Here is a 23,470-nt window from a genome sequence, read left to right on the forward strand (position 1 = left end):
ACCGTATGTTATAATATATCAATACTCGCTGGAGCGGTGCCTGCCCGATGTCTTCCTGCCCGACACGCCATCGCCTGACCGATCTGGCATCCTGCGGTGCTATCCGGACGGCCGGACGGTCCATCCTGGTGCATCCTCGCATGCCCGGGGCGCGGGTGCGGGAGGCGGCGCGCCTGCATCTGACGGAGGGGGCGCGGCTGGTGCAGGCGCGGGGCACGGTTCAGGACATTCGCCGGCGGATTGCCGGGGCGTTTACGGCGCATACCGGGGCGCTGCTGGACGATGCGCTGGTGCTGGCGACGCTTTCTGCATTGCCCGAGGCGGAGCGGATGCGGCTGCTGCTGACGATCGATGCGGCCGATGCCTGCGGCGGGGCCGATGATGCGCCCGTGACGGTCGCGGCTTGAGCGGTGTTCATGATCGAAAGCTGGCCGGCTCCGGCGATGGGGAAGGCTCCGCGCGTTCGGGCCTCCAGCATGCCCGGCAGTCTGGTGGATCTCGCCGCGTCTGGCGTGGACATGGTGGTGTGGGCGCGGGACGTGCCGCCTGTCTGGCATGAGACGCTGGAGACGTGCGCCCTGCCGGACGGGTGCATCACCCTTGCCGGGACACTGGACGAGGTGACACTTGCGTTGCGGCGGCCCGATCTGCGGCGACGCTATCCGGCGTTTCTGGTCGAGGATGTCGCGCAGACGGCGGCCCTGGTGGCGACGCTGGCGGTGTGTACGAGCCTGACCGTCATGCTGGGCGATCCGGCGGCGTGGCCGGGTGCCGACCCGTTGCCGGCCGCGCGGCTGCGGGCGTTGTGCTGCTATGGCGCGGGCACGGTGGACTGGGTGTCGGGCCGGGTGGGGGGATGCGATCTGGTCAGCAGCATTTCACCCTATGCGCTGGCCTTCGTGCCTGCCTGGGGCGAGGCGCATGTGGCGTGGCGGTTCGCCCGGCTGCGGGAGCGGGCGGTGGGGCTGGAGATCGTGGCCGGGTAGAAGCCGTGCGGGCGAACGGGCATGAACCGCGCGCCGGCCCGTTGCCGGCGCGCGGTCCTGGTCCGGGGCTAGAAATCCATGCCGGCCTGGAGGAAGGCGTAGCGGCCGATCACGTTCTGGCCGTAGGCTGCGAGGTCGGTGTTGATGACGCCGTCGGGGACGAAGGGCGGGTTCTTGTTGAACAGGTTGTTGACGCCGGCCTGGAACGTCCACTGGCGCAGGCGATAGCCCAGCGTGATGTCCTGCGTGAAGATGCCCGGCACCTTGTAGTAGGTTGCCGAGGCGGGCAGCAGGTCCTTCGAGCCGTTATTGAGCTTCATGCCGCCGATATAGTTCATCATGTAGGTGATGCTGTACGGTCCGTGCGTCCATGTGACCGTGGCGTAGTCGGACACGCGCGGATGGGCGACGCCGGCGCCGGCATAGGCGCCGCCGCCCGCGTAATACAGCCGTCCGGCGCCGTTGAGTACCGGCGAGCCGGCATAGGGGCGCACGTTGTAGGCGATCAGTTCCTGGAAGTTGTTCGAAACGCTCAGCACGTCGAGCGAGGTCAGCCGGATGCGGTAGTCGAGGTCGAAATCGATGCCGTCGGTGTTCATCGTGCCGAGATTCTGCATCGTCGCGTTGACCATGGTGATCTGGCCGTTGGCGTCACGCGGCGAGATGTCGGCGCAATAGCCCGGCGACGAGCCGGTATAGCACTGGTCGACGATATATTGCGTGCCGACGCTGCCGATCGTGTTCTGCAACGAAGTGTGCCAGTATTCGACCGATGCCGAGAGACCGGGGACCCAGCGGGGCGTCACCACCGTGCCGAACGTGTAGGTGCGGCCGATTTCGGGGCGCAGTTTGGGGTTGCCGCCTTCCAGCGTCGGCAACTGGTTGGCATAGGCCTGCGACGGGTGGGCCAGGTTGGCGCCGTAGCGCGCGCAGTTGGCCTCGACCGTCGCTGCCGCCGCGCCGTAATAGGACGGACGGGTGCAGGGATCGACCGCCGCCGGATAGCCGACCGACTGGCCGCCATAGAGTTCGTAGACGTTGGGCTGGCGGAAGGAGGTACCCAGGGTGGCGCGGAAGCGGATGTCGCGCACGGGCGCCCAGTTGATGCTGGTCTTCCAGTTCTGGGCATTGCCGAACGTGTTGTAGTGCGACCAGCGGCCCTGGGCGTCGATCGTCAGGTCCTTGGCGAAACGCACGTTGTGGAGCAGCGGGATCTTGGCTTCGCCATAGATTTCGGTCGCGTTGAAGCCGCCGCTGGTGGACGAGGTATAGGAGCCCGCGATGTTGCCGGCCTGGACCTCGGGGTCCGCGTAATAGGAGAGCTGTTCGCTGCGATGTTCCAGGCCCAGGGCGAGGCCGATGGGGCCGCCGCCTTCATAGGGCAGTTTTACCACCTCGTTGTTGTTGACGCGCAGGTTGAAGTCGCGGAGCTGGTAGGTGGCATGGTCGACTTCGGTATGTTTGGCATAATTGACGGCGGAATCGGGCCAGGTCTGGAACGGGTTGAACAGCGTGCAACCCGGCTGGCTGGTACAGACCGACGGATTGTAGGAGACGCCGCCGCCCGCCGTGGAGACGCCCAGTTCCTGCATGATGTCGGCATAATTGACCATGCCCTGGGTGCGCATGGTGTTCTGCGTCTGCCCGTAGGTCATGGACGCATCGTATTTCCAGTTGTCGACGATGGTGCCCTTGCCGCCGGCCACGACCTGCCAGGTATCGTTGGCGGAATCGTACTGGCGGGGACCGAATTCGGTCGTCCGCTTGTACATGCTGACATTGTTGCCCCAGACATTGTACGGGTTGCCGGCGGGCAGGACGAAGGCGGCCGGCAGGTCGTTGACGCCGACGCTGCCGGTCAGCGGTTCGGGCGAGAGCTGGGCCTGCGAGGATTTGTGCGTGTAGCGCGCGTTGGCGTACAGGGTCAGGTGGTCGTTGACGTCGTAATGCGTGTCACCCGTTGCGGCGGAGCTTTGCACATACTGGTAGAGCGTGCCTTGCGGGCCGTAATTGTACCGTTCGGACGCCGTCAGCGGCGAGAAGCCGCCATTGCCGTTGGGAAACATCTCGACCCCGCCGACGATGGGCGTGGCGGTGGGGGTGATGCCCGACCCGTAGACGATGGTGCCGCCGGGGGCGGGGTTGTTGATCTGCGGGTTGTAGCCCCAGGCGCGGTCGCGCTGCATGATCGAGCCCTGGGTGAGATACTGGCCGCCGATCGTGATGTTGCCACGATGATGGTCGAAATCGAACCCCTTGATCGCGGAGATCATGCCCGTGCGGTTGTCGCCGTACTGGGTCAGGCCGCCTTTCAGCGTGACGTTGCCGGTCGTCAGATTGTGTTTCAGCTTGACGTTGATGACGCCCGACACCGCGTCGGCGCCGTAGAGTTCCGACCCGCCATCCTTCAGGATTTCGACGCTTTCGATCATCGAGGCGGGGATGGTGTTGAGATCGACGCAGGAACCGCCTGCCCCGCCATTCTGCACCTGCCGCTTGCCGTCGACCAGGACCAGCACCCGGTTGGAGCCCAGATTGCGGATATCGGGGCAGGCGATGCCGCCGCCGCCGTTGGTCGACGTGTTATAGGTGCCTGACGTGCCCATGGAGGGCAGCCGTTGCAGATAGTCCGACAGGGTGGTGGCCGAGGTGCGCTGGATATCCCTGGCGGTGATGATCTGCACCGGGTTGGCGTTGGAATTGTTCGAGGTCTGCAGCATCGAGCCCGTGACCACCACGGATTCCGGCGCCGACGGCTCGGGCATCGGGGCGGCGACCAGGCGGGCTACCTGCGCCTGCCTCTCCCGTGCTGCCGGGGCCGGGGCGGACGCCGGCGTCGCCGGTGCGGCTGTTGCTGCTACCGTGGGTCTGGCCGAGCGGTTCGCGCCATGGTGTGCGGCTGTCCGGTGCTGGGCGGCGTGGGGCTGGGTCCCGACGGCCGTCTCGGCACCGGCCGCCGGGGCCAGAGCGATCGCGCCGGCGAGGGCCGGAAGCGGCAGAAGCCATTTTCTGTCGAACGATGGAGGCATGGTGCAAGCGAATCCCTGAACAGACTGCCGCGTCGTGAGGCGGCACGAATTCATGCCGACGGACGGAGCAGCCGCCACCTGACATGGTTTCGTAACGGAATGAAGCGATAACGTAACAGTCCAGGTCAAATGCCGAATTGTCGGCGGCATATAACGTTAGGTTAACCGCTCGGGGCGCTGTCGGGCCGGGAATAACCTGGGGTTAACGTCACGCATCATATTGGAATTGGTGCCTGCCCCCGGACGCGCCCTATTGCGGGAACTCGGCCGTGTCGCGCGACGGCGCGCGGTTTCGGTACGGGAGGATCGATCAGAGGTATGCGGCACGCGCGTTCGGTTACGGTTATCGGGGGCGGTGTGGTCGGGTTGTCGACCGCTTATGCCTTGATCCGGCAGGGTCATGCAGTTCGCCTGGTGGAACAGCTTTCCGAGGTCGGCCAGGGCGCCAGCTTCGCCAATGGCGGGCAGTTGAGCTACCGTTACGTCGCGCCGCTGGCCGATGCCGGTGTGCCGCGCCAGGCCCTGGCCTGGATGATGCGCCCCGGTGCGCCGGTATCGTTGCGGTTGCGCGCCGATCGGGATCAATGGCGCTGGCTGCTGTCCTTTCTCGCGGCGTGCCGGGCCGGAACCAATCGCGCGCATGGGCACCGCCTGCTGGACATCGCCCTGCTGGCGCAGCGGGTCATGACGGCATGGCGCGCCGAGGGGCTGGAGGAATTCTGCTGGCGCCGCCCGGGCAAGATGATCGTCCACCGCACGGCGGCCACGCTGGCGCATGCCGCGCGGGGGATCACGCAGCCCGATGCGCAGTCGGTGCTGACGCCCGCCGAATGCGTGGCGCGCGAGCCGGCGCTGGAGACATTGCGCGGCGCGCTGGCGGGCGGAATCTTTACCGCAGGCGAGGAAGTCGCCGACTGCCACCTGTTCTGTCGCGCGCTGCTGGCACGGCTGGCCGCCAGCCCGGATTTTACGCATGTCCGGGGCGTCGCGACGCTGGAGGCCGCGCCGGACAATCGCTGCGCGGTGCGGATCGACGGCCAGGCCGGCCCCCAGACCGACCTGATCGTCGTTGCCGCCGGGCTGCGCACGCGCGCGCTGCTGCGTGCCGTGGGTGAGGATATTCCGTTATATGGGCTGAAGGGATACAGTCTGACCCTGCCGGTCCGGGCCGGGGGCACGCCCGATATCAGCGTCACCGACTACGATAACCGCGTGGTCTATGCCCGGCTAGGCGAGCGGTTTCGCATTGCCGCCATGGTCGATATCGGCGCCGATGACGATGACGCCTCGCCCCGGCGGATCGCGCAGTTGCGGCGGCTGGCGCAGGCCAGTTTCCCCGATGCCGGGCCGTATGACGATGCTGAGGCCTGGGCGGGCTTTCGCCCCGCCACGCCCACCGGACTGCCCGTGGTGGGGCATACCGGCCGTGCCAACCTGCTGGTCAATGCCGGGCAGGGGGCGCTGGGCTTCACGCTGGCCCCCGCCTGCGCCACCCTGCTGGCCCTGCTGGTGGGTGGCGAGGCCGCCGGCGCGCCCGCCCCGTAATCGCACGAAGGATCTGACTGCATGGCCCGCTTCGCCTTTCCGCGTTTCCTGTGGCTGTCGCTGGCCCTGGCGGCCCTGCCGGCCGGTGCGGGGGCGGCCAGCGGCAATTCGTCCGACGCGGCGCTGGAGACGGTCCTGCAACAGGGCGAGGCGCGGCCGCTGGCGGGGCTGGCGGCGGCGCGGCTGCATGGCGGCCGGATGGTCTACAGCCATTACAGCGGATTTCGCTATCGCATGGACGGGCATAGCCTGCCCGTGACGCCGCAGACGCGCTTTCGGATCGCTTCGGTCTCGAAACTCGTCACCACGATCGGCCTGATGCGGCTGGTCGAACAGGGGCGGGTGCGGCTGGATGACGATGCGTCGGGCTATCTGGGCTTTGCGCTGCGCAACCCCGATTTTCCGTTGGTGCCGATTACGGTGCGGATGTTGCTGAACCATACGTCGAGCATCCGCGATGCCGGCGGTTATCTGATTCCGCCGGGGCAGGATATCGCGACCCTGTTCGATACCGCGCACCCGCCCGGCCCCACCGGCGATCATTTCGCCCATGGTGCCGGCCGGGCGCCGGGTGCGTGGTTCGAATATTGCAATCTCTGCTACGGGCTGGTCGGCACCATCATCGAACGGGTCAGCGGCGAGCGTTTCGACCGCTACATGCGTGCCCATGTGCTGGACCCGGCGGGCATTGCCGGTGGCTACGACCCGCTGGCGCTGCCTGACCCCGACGCGCTGGCCACTCTGTATCGCCATCTGCCGCAGGGATGGGTGGCGACGGCCGATGACCGGCCCCTGCGCGGCCGGACGCCGGCCGAACTGGCGCATTATCGGGTGGGCAGCAATGGCACCCTGTTCTCGCCGCAGGGCGGGTTGCGGGTGTCGATCCCCGAGATGGCGCGGATCGCGCGGCTGATGATGCAGCGGGGCACGCTGGATGGCGTGCGGATCCTGTCGCCGGCCTCGGTGGAGATGATGGAACATCCGACCTGGATCTATGACGGGCATAACGGCTTGTCGGGGGCCGATGGCGAGGGGCCGATCGATTGCTATGGCCTGTCCGTCATCTGCCTGCTGGGGCAGCACGATGCCGCCGGCCGGGGCGACACGCCGTATCCCGGTTATCGCGGCGGCCTGCGCGGCCATCTGGGCAATGCGTACGGGCTGCATTCAGGCCTGTGGTACGATCCGGAGACGGGTGACGCGCTGCTGTTCGCCGCCACCGGATACCCGTCCGATCCGGAGACGCGGCCCGGCCGCTATTCGTACTTCACCCGTGTGGAAGAAGAGATTCTTGGAGTGCTTGCCCGTGCCGATACCTTCTGACCTGCGCCTGCCCCGCCCCACGCGGCGGGAGATGCTGCGCGGCGGCGCCCTGCTGGGCCTGACCGGCGTGGCGGGCTGCGCATCGCGTCCCGGCGGGGCCGATTTCGCGCCGGTCGGCCGCCTGCTGGACGAGGCCGTAGCGCGTGGCGACGTGCCGGGCGTGGTGGCGGCGGTGGGGCATGACGGGCGCGTCGTCTATCGCGGCGTCTATGGGCATCGGGCCCTGCTGCCGGTGCCCGAACCGCAAAGCTGGACCACGCGCTTCGACATGGCGTCGCTGACCAAGCCGACGATGACCGCGCTGGCGGCGATGCAGCTATGGGAACAGGGGGCCTTCGCACTGGACGAGCCGGTGGCGCGCCGCCTGCCGGCCTTTGCCGCCGCCGGCAAGGAGGGCATCACCATCCGCCACCTGCTGACCCATTATTCCGGCCTGCCGCCCGACCTGGAACTGTCCACCCCCTGGCAGGGCAAGGATGAGGCGGTGCGCCGCGTGATGGACACCCGGCCCGACCGGCCGGCCGGCGAGCGGTTCGTCTACAGCGACATCAATTTCATCACGCTGGGGCTGCTGGTGGAGACGCTGAGCGGCCAGCCGCTGGACCGGTACGCGGCGCAGCATATCCTGGCGCCGCTGGGCATGGTGCATTCCGGCTTCCGCCCCGATGCGGGGCTGATCCCGCAGATCGCGCCTACCCAGTTCGACGAGAACCATGCGATCCTGCGCGGCGTCGTCCATGACCCGACGGCGCGGCGCATGGGCGGTGTCGCCGGCCATGCCGGCCTGTTTTCCGATGCCGACGACATGGTGCTGTATGCGCAGGCCCTGCTGGACCGGCGTGCCGGGCGGCCCAGCGCCTTTCCGCTGAAGCGCGAGACGCTGGTGCTGATGACCACGCCGCAGCAGCCGGCCGGCAGGACCGACCTGCGCGGGCTGGGCTGGGACATCGCCACCCATTATTCCACGCCGCGTGGCGACCTCTTTCCTGTCGGCTCGTTCGGCCATACCGGCTTTACCGGCACTTCGTTGTGGATGGACCCGGTCAGCGACAGTTTCGTGCTGATCCTGACCAACCGGGTGCACCCCGATGGCAGCCATGGACGGCAGACCGTGCAATTGCGCCATGATGTGGCGACCGCCGCCGCCCGCGCGCTGGGGATCGCATAGCCGGGATTACGCGCGCGCGGCGAGTGAGGCGGCCAGGGTTGCGATCCATTCGGGTGTGACCGGCCAGCCCGCCAGGCGGGCGGCGCGGAGGGCGGCGCCGCCCAGTGGCGGCAGGACCGGCGGCAGGGGAGGCGTGCCCAGCGTCGTTTCCATATGGGCGAGGAACGGGCGGCTGTTGAAGATGCTGCCGCTATGGCTCCATGGCTCGTCGGGCAGGCCGGCGCGGGTGGCGGCGGTGCGCACCTGTCCGGCCAAGGCCTCTGCCGCCCGGTGCAGGATGGCGATCGCCTCCGGCAGGCCCTCATCGGCGCAGGTGGCGACGAAGGCGGCCTGGGCGGCGATGGCGGAGCGGGGATGGGGCTGTCCGCGCAGCCATTCCAGCAGGCCGTCCGGCGTGGGGGTGATGCCCAGCCGTTGGGCCAGGCGCCGGGCGAGACGATGCACATCCGGCGGGTCGTCGGCTGGCGGGCCGGCATCGATCCATTGCGTCAGATGCCGCATCGCGTCGCGGCCGATGGCGTAGCCGCTGCCCTCGTCGCCCAGCAGATAGCCCCAGCCGCCCACCCGTAGCGTGGTGCCGTCGGCGGCGCGCGCCAGGACGATCGATCCGGTTCCCGACAGGGCGAGGATGCCCGGTTGGCCGCCCAGCGCACCGTCCAGCGCGATGTCGGCATCGCTGCATAATTGCGTCGGCAGGGGTGCGGTCCAGTCCGCCAGGGCGCGGGACTGGGCGGCGGAGGACGGGCGCCGGCTGCTGAAGCCGGCCAGGCCGAGGACCAGGGCCTGGGGGGATGCCGCCAGCAACGGGGCGAGGGTGGCGTGCAGATTGTCCAGCCAGTCCGGCCGGTCGAAAGCGTTGGCCCCCGCGCCCTCGCGCCGGGACGGGACGAGGCCCGCGCGCGTCACCAGGGCAGCCTGGGTGCGGGTGCCCCCGGCATCCACGGCGAGAATGCAGGTCATGATCGGTGTCCGGTCAGGAATGGTAGAGCAGGACGGTGCGGCGGCGGCGTTCGAAATCCGCCAGGTCGCCCTGCCAGCTCGCGATGATCGCGCGCGGGGCGGTGCCGGCATCGATGGCGTGGCGGATGCTGTCGGTGCCGAACAGCAGGTCGGCGGTCCGGCCGGTGCCGCGCCATAGCGGGCCCTGGCAGAGCGGGCGGGCCGCGCAGAGCAGGGCGAGGCCGGTGGCCAGCGCGTCGAAGCGCCGGCGGTCGGTAATGACCAGGTTCAGTCCATGGACCAGTCGGTCGCGGTCGACGGAACTGCTGGGGGTGAACCAGGTTTCGCGGATGGCCAGGCCGGGCAGATCGGCCTGGCGCAGGGCGTCGACCCATGGGCGGGCGTCGACTTCCGGTCCGCCCAGTTGCAGGAACGGCAGCGCCGTGCCGCGCCCGACCGACAGGACCGTGCCTTCGAACAGGCAGGTGCCGGGATAGGCGATGGCGGTTTCGAGCGTCGGCATGTTGGGGCTGGGGGCGATCCAGGGCAGGCCGGTCTGGTCGAAGAACAGGGTGCGCGACCAGCCGCCCATCGTCACCACGCGCGGCGGATCGCCGGCGGGGTGCAGGCAGTAACGGTGGAAGAACAGCGCCAGCTCGCCCATCGTCATGGCATGTTGCAGGGCGATCGGCGCCCGGCCGATGAAGGAGGCCTGGGCCGGTTGCAGGACCGGGCCGGAGGGCGCCTGCGCGCCGATGGGATTGGGGCGGTCCAGCACGATGACGGGAATGGCCAGCCGCGCGCAGGCCGCCATGACGTCGTACAATGTCGAGGCATAGGTGTAGAAGCGCGCGCCGACATCCTGGATGTCGAACAGCAGCAGGTCGATGCCCGATGTCTGGAGAATGCGCTCCAGCGGGGCGCCGGACGTGTTGTAGATGTCGAAGACGGTGATGCCGGTGGCCGGGTCGGTGGTGCGGGGTTCGGACGCGCCGGCGGGGGCCGAGCCGCGAAACCCGTGTTCCGGCCCGAAGATCGCCTGAAGCTGGATGCCGGGTGCGGCGTGCAGGATGTCGGCGATATGGCGCAGGGTGCGGTCGGTGCTGGTCGGGTTGGCGACCAGCCCCACCTTGTGCCCCGCCAGCAGGCGATAGCCGTCGGCGCGCAGCCGTTCGAAGCCGGTCGTGACCGGGCGGGAGGGGGCGCCTGGGGCATCGGCCCGTGCGTGGGTGCGGGGCATGGCGGCGGCCAGTGCGCCGGCGCCCAGGCCGGCAAGGGCCGTCCGGCGGGTTGTGGTCATGGGGTGGCCTTCTGGAAGCGTCTGAAGCCGGAAGCGAGAGTGGCGAAGCAGAAGAACAGGACGACGCCCAGCGGGACGATCCATGCGAAGCTGATGGCCTGCCCGCCGGGGCGGAGCTGGAATTCGGCCAGGGCCACGGCGGCCAGCGTCGCGCCGTAAGCGGTCATGACGGCGCGGCTGTCGGTGTGGCGCGCGACCAGGCCGAACAGGAAGGCGCCCAGCATGGGGCCGTAGGCATAGGCACCGACCGACAGGCCGAACACGACCAGCGAGGTGGCGCCCTGGCCGAAGGATTGCGCCACGGCGATCAGCAGCACCGCCCAGAAGCAGGTCAGCCAGCGGGCCAGCGACAGGTCGCCCAGGCCCAGGGCGCCGGCCACGCGCCGGCACTGCGCCGGGAAATCGGTCATCGCCGCGCTGGTCAGGGCGTTGAGCGTCGAGGACAGCGAGCCCATGGTGGCGCTGAGGATGCCCGCGACCAGCAGGCCGGACAGGCCGGCCGGGGCATCGTGGACGATGTAATACGGGAAGATGTCGTCGCCGCGCAGGGCGTGGTAGGCCGCGCCGCCTGCCTGGGGGGCCGACAGCAGGATGCCCAGCAGCGACAGCGCGCCGAACAGCAGCCCGACCACCAGTGCGCTGGCGACCAGCGCCAGCCTTGCGTCGCGCAGGCTGCGGGCGGCCAGGATGCGCTGCACCATCAGATGGTCGGTGCCGTGCGACGCCATGGCCATGACCGCGCCGCCGATGAGGGCCGAGGCCGGGGCGAACGGGTCGGCCAGCAGCGCCGTGCCGTGGTCGAACAGGTGGAAACGCCCCGCATGCGCCAGGTCGGCGACTGTGCCGGGGCCGAGCCCGTGCCAGATGACGACGGCGCAGAGGATCGCGCCCAGCAGGTAGGTGCAGAACTGGATGACGTCGGACCAGATGACGGCCTTGAGCCCGCCGAACACCGTATAGAGCAGCGTCATCGCCATCAGCGCGCCCATGATGGCCAGGGGGCCGTGGGGCAGGTGGAAGGCCGCCAGCAGCATGGCCAGTGGCAGCGTGCCGGCCAGCAGCCGCACGGCCTCGCCGATCACCCGGGTGACCAGGAAGGTCAGGGACACCGCGCGCTGCATCGGCGCGCCGAAGCGCTGGCCCAGGAACTGGTAGGGCGTGCGCATGCCCCCCGCAAGGTAGCGTGGCAGCAGCAGCCATGCGACCAGGTAGCGCCCCATCAGGTAGCCGATCGCCAGCCCGACGAAGACCATGCCGCGATGGAAGGCCACGCCGGGCACGCTGACGACGGTGAGGGTGGAGGTCTCGGTGGCGACCAGCGACAGGCAGATGCCCCACCAGGGCAGGTCGTGCGTGGCGCCGAGATAGGATTGGGCGGTTTTCTGCCGCCCCGCCATCCACAATGTCAGCAGCGGCAGGGCGGCGAGGTAAAGGCCCATCACCAGAAGATCGAGCGTTGACATGGCGTTCCCGGGCGTTCCTGGCGTCCGCCCGCGTCGGGGTGCGGCGCGTGCGGTCAATACCAGAACAGAACCATAGGAAAATTGGTTTTGCAATGGTATTGTCCTGGCGTTATGAGAGGGGCCTGTTCAACCGCCCGCAGGACCCGCCATGACCGAGACCGACCGGCCCGCCATCCCCACCACCGGGACCGAGCAGCGGGACCCGCGCTATGCCGATATCGACATCTGGCCGGTCCGGTCCGTGCTGGACGCGCTGGCCGAGGCGCAGATGGCGGCGACGGCGGCCGTGCGCGCGGCGGTGCCGGAGATCGAGGCGGTGGTGGATGCCGCCCTGCCGCGCCTGCGACAGGGTGGGCGGCTGGTCTATGTCGGTGCCGGGACCTCGGGGCGGATCGGGCTGCAGGACGGTGTCGAGCTGGGGCCGACCTTCGGCTGGCCGGCGGAACGGCTGGTGCTGCTGCTGGCCGGCGGGCCGCAGGCGATCTTTCAGGCCGCCGAGGGCGCCGAGGATCGCGAGGATACCGGCCGGGCCGAGCTGCTGGCCCACGCGCCGGACGCGCGGGACGTGGTGTTCGGCATCGCCGCCAGCGGGGGGACGCCCTATACCTGTGCCGCCGTCGCCGCCGCGCGGGAATGCGGTGCGCTGACGGTGGGCATAAGCTGCAACGCGACGGGGCGGCTGCTGCGCGAGGCGGAATACGGCATCGTGACCGTCACGGGGCCGGAGGCGATTGCCGGTTCGACGCGGCTGAAGGCCGGCACGGCGCAGAAGGCGACGCTGAACCTGCTGTCCACCGCGCTGATGATCCGGCTGGGCCATGCCTATCGCGGGCGGATGGTCGATATGCGCGTGATGAACGCGAAGCTGGACCGCCGGGCCGCGCGGATGGTGGCCGATCTGGCCGGCGGGTCGGATGACGAGGTTCGCGCGGCGCTGGTGGCGACGGGCGGCAACGTCAAGCGCGCCGTGCTGGTCCGTGCCGGCATGACGCCCGACGAAGCCGAGCAGGCGCTGGACCGCAATGGGGGCGACCTGCGGCGCATCCTGCCGTCCGTCGTCCCCACGGGTGGCTGAGGACGCGATGGGCCACGCCGACGACGGCATGTTTCGCGGCCTGGCGCCGGACCCGGACAGCCGCCAGCCGCTTTATCTGCAACTCGAAGCCGGGTTGAGCCGGCTGATCCGGAGCGGGGCGCTGTGCCAGGGCGATGCGGTGCCGCCCGAGCGCGAACTGGCGGACATGACGGGTGTATCCCGTGTGACCGTGCGCAAGGCGCTGGAGCGGCTGGTCGAGACCGGTCGCCTGATCCAGCGGCCGGGGGCCGGGACCTTTGTTTCCGGCCGGATCGAGCAGCCGCTGACCGCCCTGCTGGGGTTTTCCGAAGACATGCGTGCGCGGGGGCGGATGCCGGGGTCGGTCTGGCTGGAACGGGGTGTGGCGCAGGCCAGCCCGGACGAGGCCATGGCGCTGGGGGTGGCACCGGGTACCGCGCTGTCGCGGTTGAAGCGCATCCGGACCGCCGACGGTGAGCCGATGGCGATCGAGACCGCCATCGTGGCACGGGACGACCTGCCCGCGCCGGAAGCGGTGAGCGAGTCGTTCTATGCCGCGCTGAAGGCGCGGGATCTGTATCCGGTCCGGGCCCTCCAGCGCATCCGGGCCGGGCTGGTCGACGCGCGGGAAGCCGAATTGCTGGGGCTGGCGCGCCCCAGTCCCATCCTGCGGATCGAACGGCGGTCTTTCTTGGCCGACGGGCGGCTGCTGGAAGTCACGTTTTCGGCCTATCGGGCCGATCTGTACGATTTCGTCGTCGAACTCAGGACAGATCGCGCCGGGGATTGAGCGGCTGGTGCGGAAGGAAAGCGGAATGCGACATGTCGTGGCCGAACAGGGGCGCATGGACATCGTGGTGGCCCCCGATGCCATGGCGGCGTGCCGCGAGGCGGCCGCGCGGATCGCCGCCTATATGCGCGGCACGCCGGAGCCGGTGCTGGGCCTGGCCACCGGCCGCACGATGGAGGCGATCTATCATGTGCTGGTCGGAATGCATCGCAACGGGCTGTCGTTCGCGCGGTGCCGGAGCTTCAATCTGGACGAATATTATCCCATCGCGCCGGACGATCCGCGATCGTACCATGCCTATATGCGTGAACGGCTTTTCCGGCATGTCGATATCGCGCCGGAGCGGACGCGCGTGCCCGACGGTGCGGCGCCCGACCCGGAGCGTGAATGCCGGGCCTATGAAGATGCCATTCGCGCGGCGGGTGGTATCGGCTTGCAGCTTCTGGGCATCGGGCTGACGGGGCATATCGGTTTCAACGAGCCGCCGTCGGACTTCGCCACTCGCACGCGGCTGGTCGAACTGGATGAGACGACGCGTCGGCAGAATGCGGAGATGTTCGACGATCGCTGGCAGGATGTGCCGCGCCGGGCCCTGACCATGGGGGTGGGCACGATCCTGGATGCAAGGCGCCTGTTGATGGTGGCAACCGGTGCGGCCAAGGCGCGGATCGTGCGCGATGCCCTGGACGGACCGGTGACGCCGATGGTCAGCGCCTCTGCCCTGCGGCAGCATCCGGCCTGCACGGTGATTCTGGACGAAGAGGCGGCGGGGCTGTTGCGTTCGGGCGGGTAATGGCGTTTCCGTTTATGTGGAAAACCACCCACATGATAGAAAAGCCCATCGGGCGCGGGCATCGCCCACCATCCGGCCCCTTTGAAGGGGGACGCGAAGGTCGATGCCATGTCCGTTCAGCCCGTTGCCCTGATGCCCGCGCAGGCTGTACCCGATGCGGCGGCCGCGCTCAATACCGCGCCGAGCGGGCTGCCGATGACCCTGTCGTGTCTTGTATGCTGTATGCCGCGCTGCGTCAGCGTGCTGACCGGCCTGTCGGCATCATACGCCATGTCAGCGAGGAAGGCGCCGGAGATCATGGCCGGGTAGGGGGCATCGGTCTGGCGAGATCGGTTTCCGGTCGACCGTCGATCGCGCGACGTTCTCGATCAATGTGGCGAAAAACCGCCGATCGCACCGCGACGGTTCTGCCGGATAAAAAGCGGGGCAAGGCGCGTTCCACGTGGGCCATATGTCTTCAATAGTGTTCTGAAGTCGAATTATTTTCAGGACTATACGGAACCACACTATGCCCTGGCGGAGAGTTGGTTGCCTACAGACGCCCCAGTCATAGGCGTTTGCTATGGCGATGACGTAAAGTGCTATTACCGCGGGCAATCTTAAATCGATATTGTAATAATGGCTCGGCAAAGCAGGTGGATCGCGTGGGTCGAAGCCTGTGTATGGCGGACCGGTGTGCTCATCCGTCCTGGCATGATGGACCGTATGCCCCGCAGTGTTGCGCGGAGGGAATGGATACTTTTTCGAAACAATTCGAAATGGATCGATAGATTGAGAATGCGTCGTAAGTATCGGGATAAGTGATCAAGCGATCCTGAATCGCGGTGCCCGGCCATCTTCATGATGCAGCGGTGGTGGGTGGGCGTGTATCGATTCCCTGGGAAACGTCGGCGTGTTCGGCGTGGCCTGTTCTGACATTCGACGGCAACCGGAGTCCCTGATTGCGATGATCTCAGAGAAAAGACAGGAAGATCTCATTGGAATCCCGTCGGTTTCCGTCGCACCTTTCCTGAAGGATACGCGAGAGGCGTCCGCTTCCTATCGCTATATCGTCTTCCTTCTTGTTTTCCTGATGTACACGATCAGTTATGCGGATCGGGCGGCGCTCTCCATTGCGATGCCGGCTCTGGGCGGGGAATTCCATCTTGGCGTCGTGGAGCTGGGCTGGCTTTCGTCCAGCTTTCTCTGGTCCTATTTTCTTTTGAACCTGCCATCGTCCATCGTGCTCGATGTCGTGGGGCCCCGGTTGATGGGGACTCTTTCCGTCGCCTTCTGGTCGTTTGCGATGATGATCGGTGGGGCGGTGCAGGGCGTCGGGCAGTTCGTTGTGACGCGCGTCTTCCTGGGCGTCGGTGAGTCCCCCACCTTCGGCATCGGCAACAGCGTATTGCGGATATGGGCGCGTCCGCGTGAGCGGGGATCGGTATCCACCATGTTGCTGACCGGGCAACAGGCGGGTCTTGCTGTCGGCACGCTGGCCGGCGCCTTCATGATCGCCCGATATGGCTGGCGGGCGGAGTTCGTTGTTCTGGGCCTGGTCGGGATTCTATGGGCTGCATGCTGGTGGCTGGTCTATCGCAGCCCGAAGCAGGACGGGGCGGCGCATGGACATAGGCCGGCCCGGCGGCGCATGTCGCTTGCTCAAGTCCGTTGTCTGTTTCGTAACACATCATTTTACGCGATCGTCATTCCGCAATGCATGGCGAATTATTTCAATTTTCTCGTCATTTCGTGGCTTCCGGTCTATTTCATCCACAGATTTCATGAATCGACGCTCAATTCGGGTGCCAGCAGCGCGATCTGTTATGTCAGCGCGGCTCTGGGGGCCGTTGTACTTGGGCATGTGCTTGAGCGCATGATCGCGCCGCGCGAGGACAGGCCGACGTGGCGGCGATTCATCGTGTTTCCATGCATGACACTGGGCGCCACGGTCGGGCTGTTGCCGTTTACAAACAGCGAAACGACCGCGCTCGTCATTATGTCCGTCGGACTGGCGGGCATGATTGCCGGAAGCGGGGCCAATACCGCGCTTTTGACCGATCTGCTGGACGATGGAACAAAAATCGGGACGACGACGGGGATCACGCTGACATTCAGCAATATTTTCGGTCTCTGTGCGCCGATTGTCACCGGTTATATCGTCAGCGGCACGGGCAATTTCGACATCGCCTGGTTCATGTGCGCTGGCGGTCTGATGATTGCGGGCCTGACCTCGCTGTTCCTGATCAGGAGTCCGATCATTACGAGGTGGACCGAATCGCCGACGTGAGGCGGCGACGAAATCCGGTTCAGGATCGGTCGCTTATTTCAGTCGTGCAATCGATATCGCCGTCTTGTCGCGCCGACTGGAGCGGAGGAAGGATTGCCGTCTTCGTCTATGGAGGCACCGATCGCGCAGGGTCATAACGAGACGCGATGAGATGAGACATAAATAGTATTGGCGCAGCTCCTTTCGGATTCGTTATAAAAAATCACCTTCGCTGACCGGGGTTTTGTCGAATCTGTCCCGTAAGTGCAGCGCGGCGCGCTGTTGAGATGAAATACAACTTATCGCCGATCGAAAGATCTGAAATCTGGATGAGGACTATGCGCTCATGAAGAAAAAAGCGGCTCTGGCTGATATTCATCTCTCGCTCGGTGCCACGCTCTGTATCGTCGGCCTGTCGGCGCATTCAGCATCTGCCGCGACGGATGCGGCGACGGTCGAGGACAATGCGCGCAAGGCGCGCCCGGCCAAGGTCGCCACCGCCATGGCATCGTCCACCGCGAGCGGGCGCGCGCAGGCTAGGGTGCTTGCCGTACCGTCGGCGGAGGAAGTCTCGGTCAGCGCCGAGAGGATCATCGGCAAGTCGGCCACTTCGCCATCGACGCCGGTGCACAGCACGACCCAGGTGACGGTGGTGAGCGGCGCGCAACTGACCGCGACAGGGCAAAGCAACGTCATGCAGGCCCTGGCGCAGCTTTCCCCGGCGATCAACGCGCCGCCGATGCCGGGTGGCGGCAATAACGGCTTCACCCAGAGCATGCAGCTTCGTGGCCTTTCTGCCGACCAGACGCTGATCCTCGTCAATGGACATCGGCGGCATATCGGCGCGAACTTCAACGCGCTGGTCGGTCCGCAATGGGGGACCGAGCCTGCCGATATCGCGCTGATTCCCATCAGCGCCATCGACCATGTGGAAGTCATCACCGAAGGCGCCACCGCGCTCTACGGTCAGGACGCCATGGCCGGCGCGGTCAATATCGTTCTGAAATCCGATACCCATGGCGGTACGGTGAATTTCAAGAACAGCGGCTTTTATGGTGGAGACGGCCAGGCGCTCGACGGGTCGGCCAATCTCAATTTCGCGCTTGGGCGGCAGGGTGGCTACCTCGACCTGTCGGCGCAGGTCCTGCATCAGCTTCCGGCTTTTCGCAATGGCGACTACATCAACCCGAGCCGTTATCCCTATGACACATATTACGCGTTGCCGGATGGTAGCGTCGATCCGCGTGCGAGCCGCAGCCGTGACGTCCAGCGCTCGAACGCGCTTTCAAAGCGCACGGTCGAGACGGTTTCGGAAAATATGGGGCTGCCCATCACACGGGATATCGAGCTGTATTCGACGGGGACCTATGGGCATCGTACGGTCGACGTGGGCCAGACCTATCGGTCCGCAGCCGACGACCTGACCGTGACGGCCCTGTGGCCGAACGGCATGGCACCCTATTACGTGATGGCCGAGAACGACTTCGAGGTTGATGATGGGTTCAAGGGCCATACGTTCGGGTTTGCGTGGGATACCTATGTGAATTATGGCAAGGATGCGCAGTCCTACGAGATGAAGGACACCGACAATGCGTCCTACGGCACTGCAAGCAAGACCCGTTTCCACACGGGGTCTGCGACGGCGAGCGAACTGAGCGCAGGTTTCAAGGCATCGCGCAATTTCCGCCTGGGGTTTCTGCCGAAACCGGTATCGCTTGAATTTGGCGCTGAATATCGCCGTGACACGTTTGCCCTTGGCGCGGGTGAATATGCATCCTACGCCGATGGGGGCGTGCCCATCCTGACCGGGCCGGATGCGGGACGGGTCGCGACGCCCGGCGCCGCGACACATGCTGGCAACCCCGCATCCGTTGCCGGCAACTATACGCGCGACGTGTATGATGGCCACGTCAATCTGGATTTCTTCTTGACCGACAAGTGGGAATGGACACTGGGCGGCCGCACTGTCGCATATCACAATTACCCGGTGGTCACGACCGGTGCGGTGGGCACGCGCTATAACTTCACCGACCGTTGGGCGGTGCGGGCGAACATCAACACCGGGTATCGTCCGCCGACGCTCGGACAGACCTATTATTACTACAGCTCGCCGAACGCGTCTTATTCCATTTTGTCTCTGCCCAACAACAGCGCGGCCGCGCGCGCTCTTGGTGACCAGAAGCTGAAGGGAGAATATTCGCGCAGTTTCAGCATCGGGGTGGATGCCACGCCGCTCGACGATTGGCACCTGACCGGGAATCTTTATTATATTGCCATCAACGACCGCCTTGCCAGCACACCGACGCTGGGCGGTACGTTCGTGGCGCAGACGCTGGCACAGTACAATCTGGGCAATGCGACTTATGCATCCTACTACGCAAACCCGGTGAATACGAATACGTGGGGTGGCGACCTGGCGACCGATTATACGTTGCGGACCCCCCATTACGGCAATTTCCGCTTTGCGTTCTCCGTCAATTTCTCGGATAACGAGATCCGCAGCTTCAACAAGACGCCCGCGGTGCTCGCGGCCAACAATATCCCCTATTTCAACGCATACGCGGTCGCGGAGCTCATTCACGCATCACCCAAGAATCGTGAAAACCTGAGCGTTCGCTGGACCCGTGGCAAATGGTCCGTGATGGTCGAGGAGCAGCGTTATGGTTCTTCCGTATTCATCGTGACGCCGAGCCTTCCGACCAATCTGTGGACCGTTCAGCGCCCGGCATTTCTGACCAACCTGGAGGTCGGCTACAATATTCTGCCCTACTGGCATGTTGCTGTCGGTGCGAACAATCTCTTCAATAAATACCCGACACGGGTACAGGCTGCCGCGACCGCTTCGAGTTTCAATATGTATAAATATGCCGCTTTTTCACCGTTCGGATATTTTGGTGGCATGTATTACGTGAATACGTCGATCAATTTCTGACACGAGGGCTGGAGGCGCGCGTTGATGAAAGCCCGGCGTGCGTTTCTGGAACCTGGGTTGGACGCTGCCGTCTGGCATCGTCGTCTCGTCAAGGGAATGGCTCCGCGAAAGAGCCTGGATTATGGGGAAATTCATTCATGCTCTCTCCTGATGGCAGGGTTGTCATGGTCTCGGGCGCGTCGCGTGGGATAGGCGCGGCCGTTTGTCGTCATCTGCTCCACGCGGGCTTTCTGGTCTCCGGAGGAATGCGTACGCCGCAAGACACGATCGCGCATCGGAACTATTTTCCGCATGTCTATGAAGCGCTGTCGCCGACCTCCGCGCGTCAGTGGGTGGACGCGACGGTCCAGCGGTTCGGCCGTATCGATGCGATCGCGAATATCGCCGGGATCAATCCGCGGGTCCTCGTCGATCAGGAAGGGGAAGAGGAACTGGACCGGATGTGGGCGGTCAACGTCAAGGCGCCGTTGCGGCTTGTACGCGCAGCCCTGCCGCATCTCAAGGCGTCGGGTTCGGGGCGGGTTATCAACCTCGCCTCCCTTGCCGGGCGGCGCGTGGGCACGAATGTCGGGTACGCCATGACCAAGTTCGCCGTGGTCGCCCTGACGCATGGCATTCGTCAGGAATTCTGGGATGACGGCATTCGTGCCAGTGCCGTCTGTCCCGGTTACGTGATGACCGACATGACTGCGCACGAGACGGAAGTGGCGCCGGCAGACATGACGCAGCCCGAGGACGTGGCGGAGATCGTCAGGATGATCTTGTCGCTGCCGAACAGCGCCTCGACGGCCGAAGTGCTTGTGAATTGCCGCAAGGAATCGATGTTGTGAGGTGCCGGAAGCGGGGGGGGCGTCGTGACGGGCAGATGTGCCTTTCTTAATGGGCGCGGGTGGATTATCATCATTTGGTCCGGAACCCATGGCAGTGAGACAGGAACATCAGGTCTTACCGTCGTCAACTGAGGCACGAATGGATACGCGACGCCTCGCAGCTTTCATCAAGGTCGTTGACGTAGGCAGCGTCACGCGCGCTGCCAGCCTGCTGCATGTCGCGCAGCCGGCCCTTAGCCAGCAGATGGTCGCCCTCGAAGCCGAATTCGGACGGGCGCTCCTGACCCGGAGTCCGCGCGGCGTCACCGCGACGCCGGCGGGGCGGATTCTGTACCATCATGCGCATGTCATCCTGAAGCAGGAGGCCGAGGCGCGGCGAGGGGTCGCCCATCCGGAATTGCTGGTGTCCGGCGAGGTCAGTATCGGGTTGGCCCCTTTCAGCACCGCGACGTTGCTGTCCATCCCGTTGCTGTGTCGTGTTCGGGAGAATTTCCCCGGCGTTATACTGCATATTCGTGATTATTTCGGCACGGTCCTGAGCGAACTGGTGATGAACGGTGTGCTCCAGATGGCTGTTCTCTACGGTCGGGGGCCGATCCGTGGGCTGGTGTTCGAGCCGATCGCCGATGAAGAGTGGTATGTGGTCGGAGCGGCGCATTTTTTTGCGTCGCAGGATGGGCCGATGACACTGGAGGACGTGGCCGGTGCGGATCTGCTCCTGCCGTCGCGCAATTCATTTCTCAGAAACCGGGTCGAGGAGGCGTGGCGGCAGGCCGGCTTCATTCCGCACGTCGCCGCCGAAATTGAATCGCTGCATACATTGGGCGCGGCCCTTGTCGCCGGGATCGGGATCTCGATCTTGCCGCTGTCGGTCGCATCGGAATTGAAACAGATGTACGCGATCGATTTCATGCCGATCGAGAAGCCGAACATGGTCGCGCCGCTGTCGCTGTGCATACGCGAGGATGCTGTGTCCACGCCGGCGTCAACCGCCGTGCTGGACGCGCTGCGTTCCGAGATCGCGTCGCTGAGGGAACGTTGCCCCGGCCTGCATCCTCACCTGCCCCGCAAGTCTGTTTGAGCCAGACAGGCGTCGCTCTGGACCATGGCGCGGGGACTGGATGGTGCTGGCCTGTGATCCGGCCGTTGGAGTGTGCGTGGAAGCGTGTGCGGTGCCAAGAATGGTTCGGTCTGGCTTCATAGAGAAATACTATGTCGGTTGCGCAGGACGTGTGATTTATATACCGACCGGCGGCTTTTCGTCCCGTGCAGGACAGTGCAACTGGGTAAATTCATGAAAATCGACCTCAATTCGGATATGGGCGAAGGTTTTGGCCGTTGGACCGTCGCGGATGACGACGGGCTGATGAATGTCATCTCCTCGGCCAATATCGCGTGCGGGTATCATGCCGGCGATTATGCGATCATGGATCGTACCGTGCGCCTGGCAAAGGAGCGGGGCGTGGCCATCGGGGCTCATCCCGGTCTTCCTGACCTGATCGGGTTCGGCAGGCGGAACATGGCGGTTTCGGATGCGGACATGGAAGCCATGCTGGCGTGCCAGATCGGTGCTTTGCAAGGCATTGCGGCCCGTTACGGGCACCGGGTGACGCATGTCAGCTATCATGCCGCTTTCGGGAACATGGCAAACGCGGACGAAGCGCGGGCGATGCGCCTGGTGCGTGTCATCGCGTCGCTGGACAGGGAACTGACCGTTTTTTCGATGCCCGGCCAGCCGACCGCCCGCGCGGCCGAGAAACTCGGCCTGCGCGTGCGGACCCTGTTCCTTGCCGACCGGGCATACACGGCGGCGGGCGAACTGGTGCCGCGTGGCGAACCGGGCGCGGTGATCCATGATCTGGACGGCGTGCGCGCGCGGGTGCGGCAGTTCATCAGGGAGGGGACGGTGACGACGATTGGCGGGGATGTCATTGCCGTCGATGCGCGTGCGATCCTGGTTCACAGCGACACGCCGGGTTCGGTCGAACTGGCCCGCGCCGTCCGTGCGGAAATCGATACGTCGGAGGCTGCCTGAAGGCGGGCGGCCTGCTCCGGGGTGTTTGAAGATGCATGAAGCTTCGTCAGGGCGCGCGTCCGCAAGGGGGGGGTGTCGATGACGCATGAGCTGAAGCACGACCTGAAGCGTGGGGCGGCGTTGCTGGTTGCCGCGTCCTTCTTCACGGCGCTGGTCAACGGCCTGCAAAAGGTGACCGGATCGACGCTGCCTGTCATGGAAATCATCTTCTTCCGGAATCTGTTTTCCTTTCCGTTCGTGCTGCTCATCGCGTCGCGCACGAGGATCGTCCTGCGCACCGGAAACCCGAAAGGCCATCTGCTCCGATCGGTCTTTGGCCTTACCGGCATGATCATGGTCGTGATCAGCGTCACGCGGCTGCCGCTGGCCGACCAGCAGGTCATGTCCTACACGCAGCCGCTCTTCCTCGTGCTGCTGGCCATGCCGTTGCTGCATGAAACGCCATCTCCACAGCGATGGGGGGCGGTATCGGTCGGCTTTGCGGGAGTGGTGGTGGTCGCGCTCGGGAAGGGGGTGCTGCATGGGGGCGATGCGTCGATACCGGCCTGGGCCTATTGCGTGGCGCTGGCGCAAGGCGCTGTCGGCGCCCTCACGACCATGCAGATCAGGCAGCTTTCCGCCACGGAGTCGAGTACCACGATCGCGTTGTGGCAGGCCATGCTGATGACGGCGATGACGGCGGTGCCGCTGCCGTTTATCTGGGTTTGTCCGCATCTGCGGGACATGGTGTGTCTGGTGGCGGTCGGCGCATTCGCCGGGATTGCCCAGGTTCTCCAGACGGAGGCCTATGCCTCGGCGCAGGTTTCGGCGATCGGGCCGTTCGCTTATTCGGGGCTGCTCTGGGCCAGCGTGATCGGGCTGTTCTATTTTGATGAAATTCCCGGTGTGGCGATGCTGGCGGGAGGGGCGCTGATCATCGGGTCGGGCATCTGGATGCTGCGGCACGAGCGATCGGCAAAGAGGCCTGCCAAGGCGGGAAATGGCATGGCGTCGGCGGAAATTGCCTCAAGATAGGCTGCGTTTTACCGACAGCGC

Annotated in this window: 19 protein-coding genes; 15 read left to right on the forward strand and 4 right to left on the reverse strand. The window is 65.9% G+C overall.

All coding sequences use genetic code 11. The annotated features are described in order from the left end of the window. Nucleotides 1–47: 47 nt before the first annotated feature. Together HLH35_RS06855 and HLH35_RS06860 are read left to right on the forward strand one after the other, a co-directional pair. The gene (locus HLH35_RS06855; protein ID WP_182978426.1) at nt 48–407 is read left to right on the forward strand and encodes a hypothetical protein; all 360 of its coding nucleotides are present in this window, start codon (nt 48–50) and stop codon (nt 405–407) included. Between the two features lie 9 nt (nt 408–416). Continuing rightward, nucleotides 417–986: a hypothetical protein gene (locus HLH35_RS06860; protein ID WP_182978427.1), complete on the forward strand. Its 570-nt coding sequence runs from the start codon at nt 417–419 to the stop codon at nt 984–986. Nucleotides 987–1,054: 68 nt separating this feature from the next. Here the strand turns inward: HLH35_RS06860 and HLH35_RS06865 are convergent, their stop codons facing one another. Further along, nucleotides 1,055–4,015: a TonB-dependent receptor plug domain-containing protein gene (locus HLH35_RS06865; protein ID WP_246384902.1), complete on the reverse strand. Its 2,961-nt coding sequence runs from the start codon at nt 4,013–4,015 to the stop codon at nt 1,055–1,057. Between the two features lie 318 nt (nt 4,016–4,333). Between HLH35_RS06865 and HLH35_RS06870 the strand changes: the two genes are divergently transcribed. Genes HLH35_RS06870 through HLH35_RS06880 form a run of 3 tightly spaced genes read left to right on the forward strand, consistent with a single transcriptional unit; the run spans nt 4,334 to nt 8,051 of the window. Continuing rightward, entirely contained in the window at nt 4,334–5,560 is a 1,227-nt protein-coding gene (locus tag HLH35_RS06870; RefSeq protein ID WP_182978428.1) for an FAD-dependent oxidoreductase, read from the forward strand. Nucleotides 5,561–5,581: 21 nt separating this feature from the next. Then, nucleotides 5,582–6,883, forward strand: a complete 1,302-nt coding sequence (locus tag HLH35_RS06875; protein WP_182978429.1) for a serine hydrolase domain-containing protein — start codon at nt 5,582–5,584, stop codon at nt 6,881–6,883. A 31-nt stretch (nt 6,884–6,914) separates the two neighbouring features. Further along, entirely contained in the window at nt 6,915–8,051 is a 1,137-nt protein-coding gene (locus HLH35_RS06880) for a serine hydrolase domain-containing protein (protein WP_182978489.1), read from the forward strand. Nucleotides 8,052–8,057: 6 nt separating this feature from the next. Here the strand turns inward: HLH35_RS06880 and HLH35_RS06885 are convergent, their stop codons facing one another. From HLH35_RS06885 to HLH35_RS06895, 3 genes are read right to left on the reverse strand one after another with little or no spacing between them, the layout of a single operon-like run. Beyond that, complete coding sequence (locus tag HLH35_RS06885) at nt 8,058–9,011, reverse strand: N-acetylglucosamine kinase (protein ID WP_182978430.1); 954 nt, start codon at nt 9,009–9,011, stop codon at nt 8,058–8,060. Between the two features lie 13 nt (nt 9,012–9,024). Then, nucleotides 9,025–10,290, reverse strand: coding sequence for an exo-beta-N-acetylmuramidase NamZ family protein (locus HLH35_RS06890; protein ID WP_182978431.1), 1,266 nt, complete (start codon nt 10,288–10,290; stop codon nt 9,025–9,027). Beyond that, nucleotides 10,287–11,753, reverse strand: coding sequence for a sodium:solute symporter (locus HLH35_RS06895; RefSeq protein WP_182978432.1), 1,467 nt, complete (start codon nt 11,751–11,753; stop codon nt 10,287–10,289). Before HLH35_RS06895 ends, HLH35_RS06890 begins: the two co-directional genes overlap by 4 nt. 148 nt (nt 11,754–11,901) lie before the next feature. Between HLH35_RS06895 and HLH35_RS06900 the strand changes: the two genes are divergently transcribed. The 10 genes from HLH35_RS06900 (at nt 11,902) to HLH35_RS06945 (ending at nt 23,449) form a co-directional block, all read left to right on the forward strand. Then, nucleotides 11,902–12,828, forward strand: a complete 927-nt coding sequence (locus HLH35_RS06900) for an N-acetylmuramic acid 6-phosphate etherase (RefSeq protein ID WP_182978433.1) — start codon at nt 11,902–11,904, stop codon at nt 12,826–12,828. 7 nt (nt 12,829–12,835) lie between these two features. Beyond that, nucleotides 12,836–13,597, forward strand: a complete 762-nt coding sequence (locus HLH35_RS06905) for a GntR family transcriptional regulator (protein ID WP_246384903.1) — start codon at nt 12,836–12,838, stop codon at nt 13,595–13,597. A 25-nt stretch (nt 13,598–13,622) separates the two neighbouring features. Then, nucleotides 13,623–14,390: a glucosamine-6-phosphate deaminase gene (gene nagB, locus HLH35_RS06910; protein ID WP_246384904.1), complete on the forward strand. Its 768-nt coding sequence runs from the start codon at nt 13,623–13,625 to the stop codon at nt 14,388–14,390. Nucleotides 14,391–14,498: 108 nt separating this feature from the next. Then, entirely contained in the window at nt 14,499–14,699 is a 201-nt protein-coding gene (locus HLH35_RS06915; protein ID WP_182978434.1) for a hypothetical protein, read from the forward strand. A gap of 763 nt (nt 14,700–15,462) precedes the next feature. Next, complete coding sequence (locus tag HLH35_RS06920) at nt 15,463–16,659, forward strand: MFS transporter (RefSeq protein WP_246384925.1); 1,197 nt, start codon at nt 15,463–15,465, stop codon at nt 16,657–16,659. A gap of 325 nt (nt 16,660–16,984) precedes the next feature. Further along, nucleotides 16,985–19,570 (forward strand): TonB-dependent receptor plug domain-containing protein, encoded by a 2,586-nt coding sequence (locus tag HLH35_RS06925; protein WP_182978436.1) that lies wholly within the window; start codon nt 16,985–16,987, stop codon nt 19,568–19,570. A gap of 164 nt (nt 19,571–19,734) precedes the next feature. Next, nucleotides 19,735–20,400, forward strand: a complete 666-nt coding sequence (locus HLH35_RS06930) for an SDR family NAD(P)-dependent oxidoreductase (protein WP_246384926.1) — start codon at nt 19,735–19,737, stop codon at nt 20,398–20,400. Nucleotides 20,401–20,539: 139 nt separating this feature from the next. Continuing rightward, a complete protein-coding gene (locus tag HLH35_RS06935; RefSeq protein ID WP_182978438.1) occupies nt 20,540–21,481 on the forward strand; it encodes a LysR substrate-binding domain-containing protein in 942 nt (313 codons plus the stop codon). A gap of 213 nt (nt 21,482–21,694) precedes the next feature. Then, nucleotides 21,695–22,435 carry a LamB/YcsF family protein gene (locus tag HLH35_RS06940; protein WP_182978439.1) on the forward strand — a complete coding sequence of 247 codons (741 nt, stop codon included), beginning with the start codon at nt 21,695–21,697 and terminating at the stop codon, nt 22,433–22,435. 78 nt (nt 22,436–22,513) lie between these two features. Further along, entirely contained in the window at nt 22,514–23,449 is a 936-nt protein-coding gene (locus tag HLH35_RS06945) for a DMT family transporter (protein ID WP_246384905.1), read from the forward strand. The last annotated feature ends 21 nt before the right edge of the window (nt 23,450–23,470 follow it).

This window comes from Gluconacetobacter asukensis (genome assembly GCF_014174375.1).
GTDB classification, from domain to species: Bacteria; Pseudomonadota; Alphaproteobacteria; order Acetobacterales; family Acetobacteraceae; genus Gluconacetobacter; species Gluconacetobacter asukensis.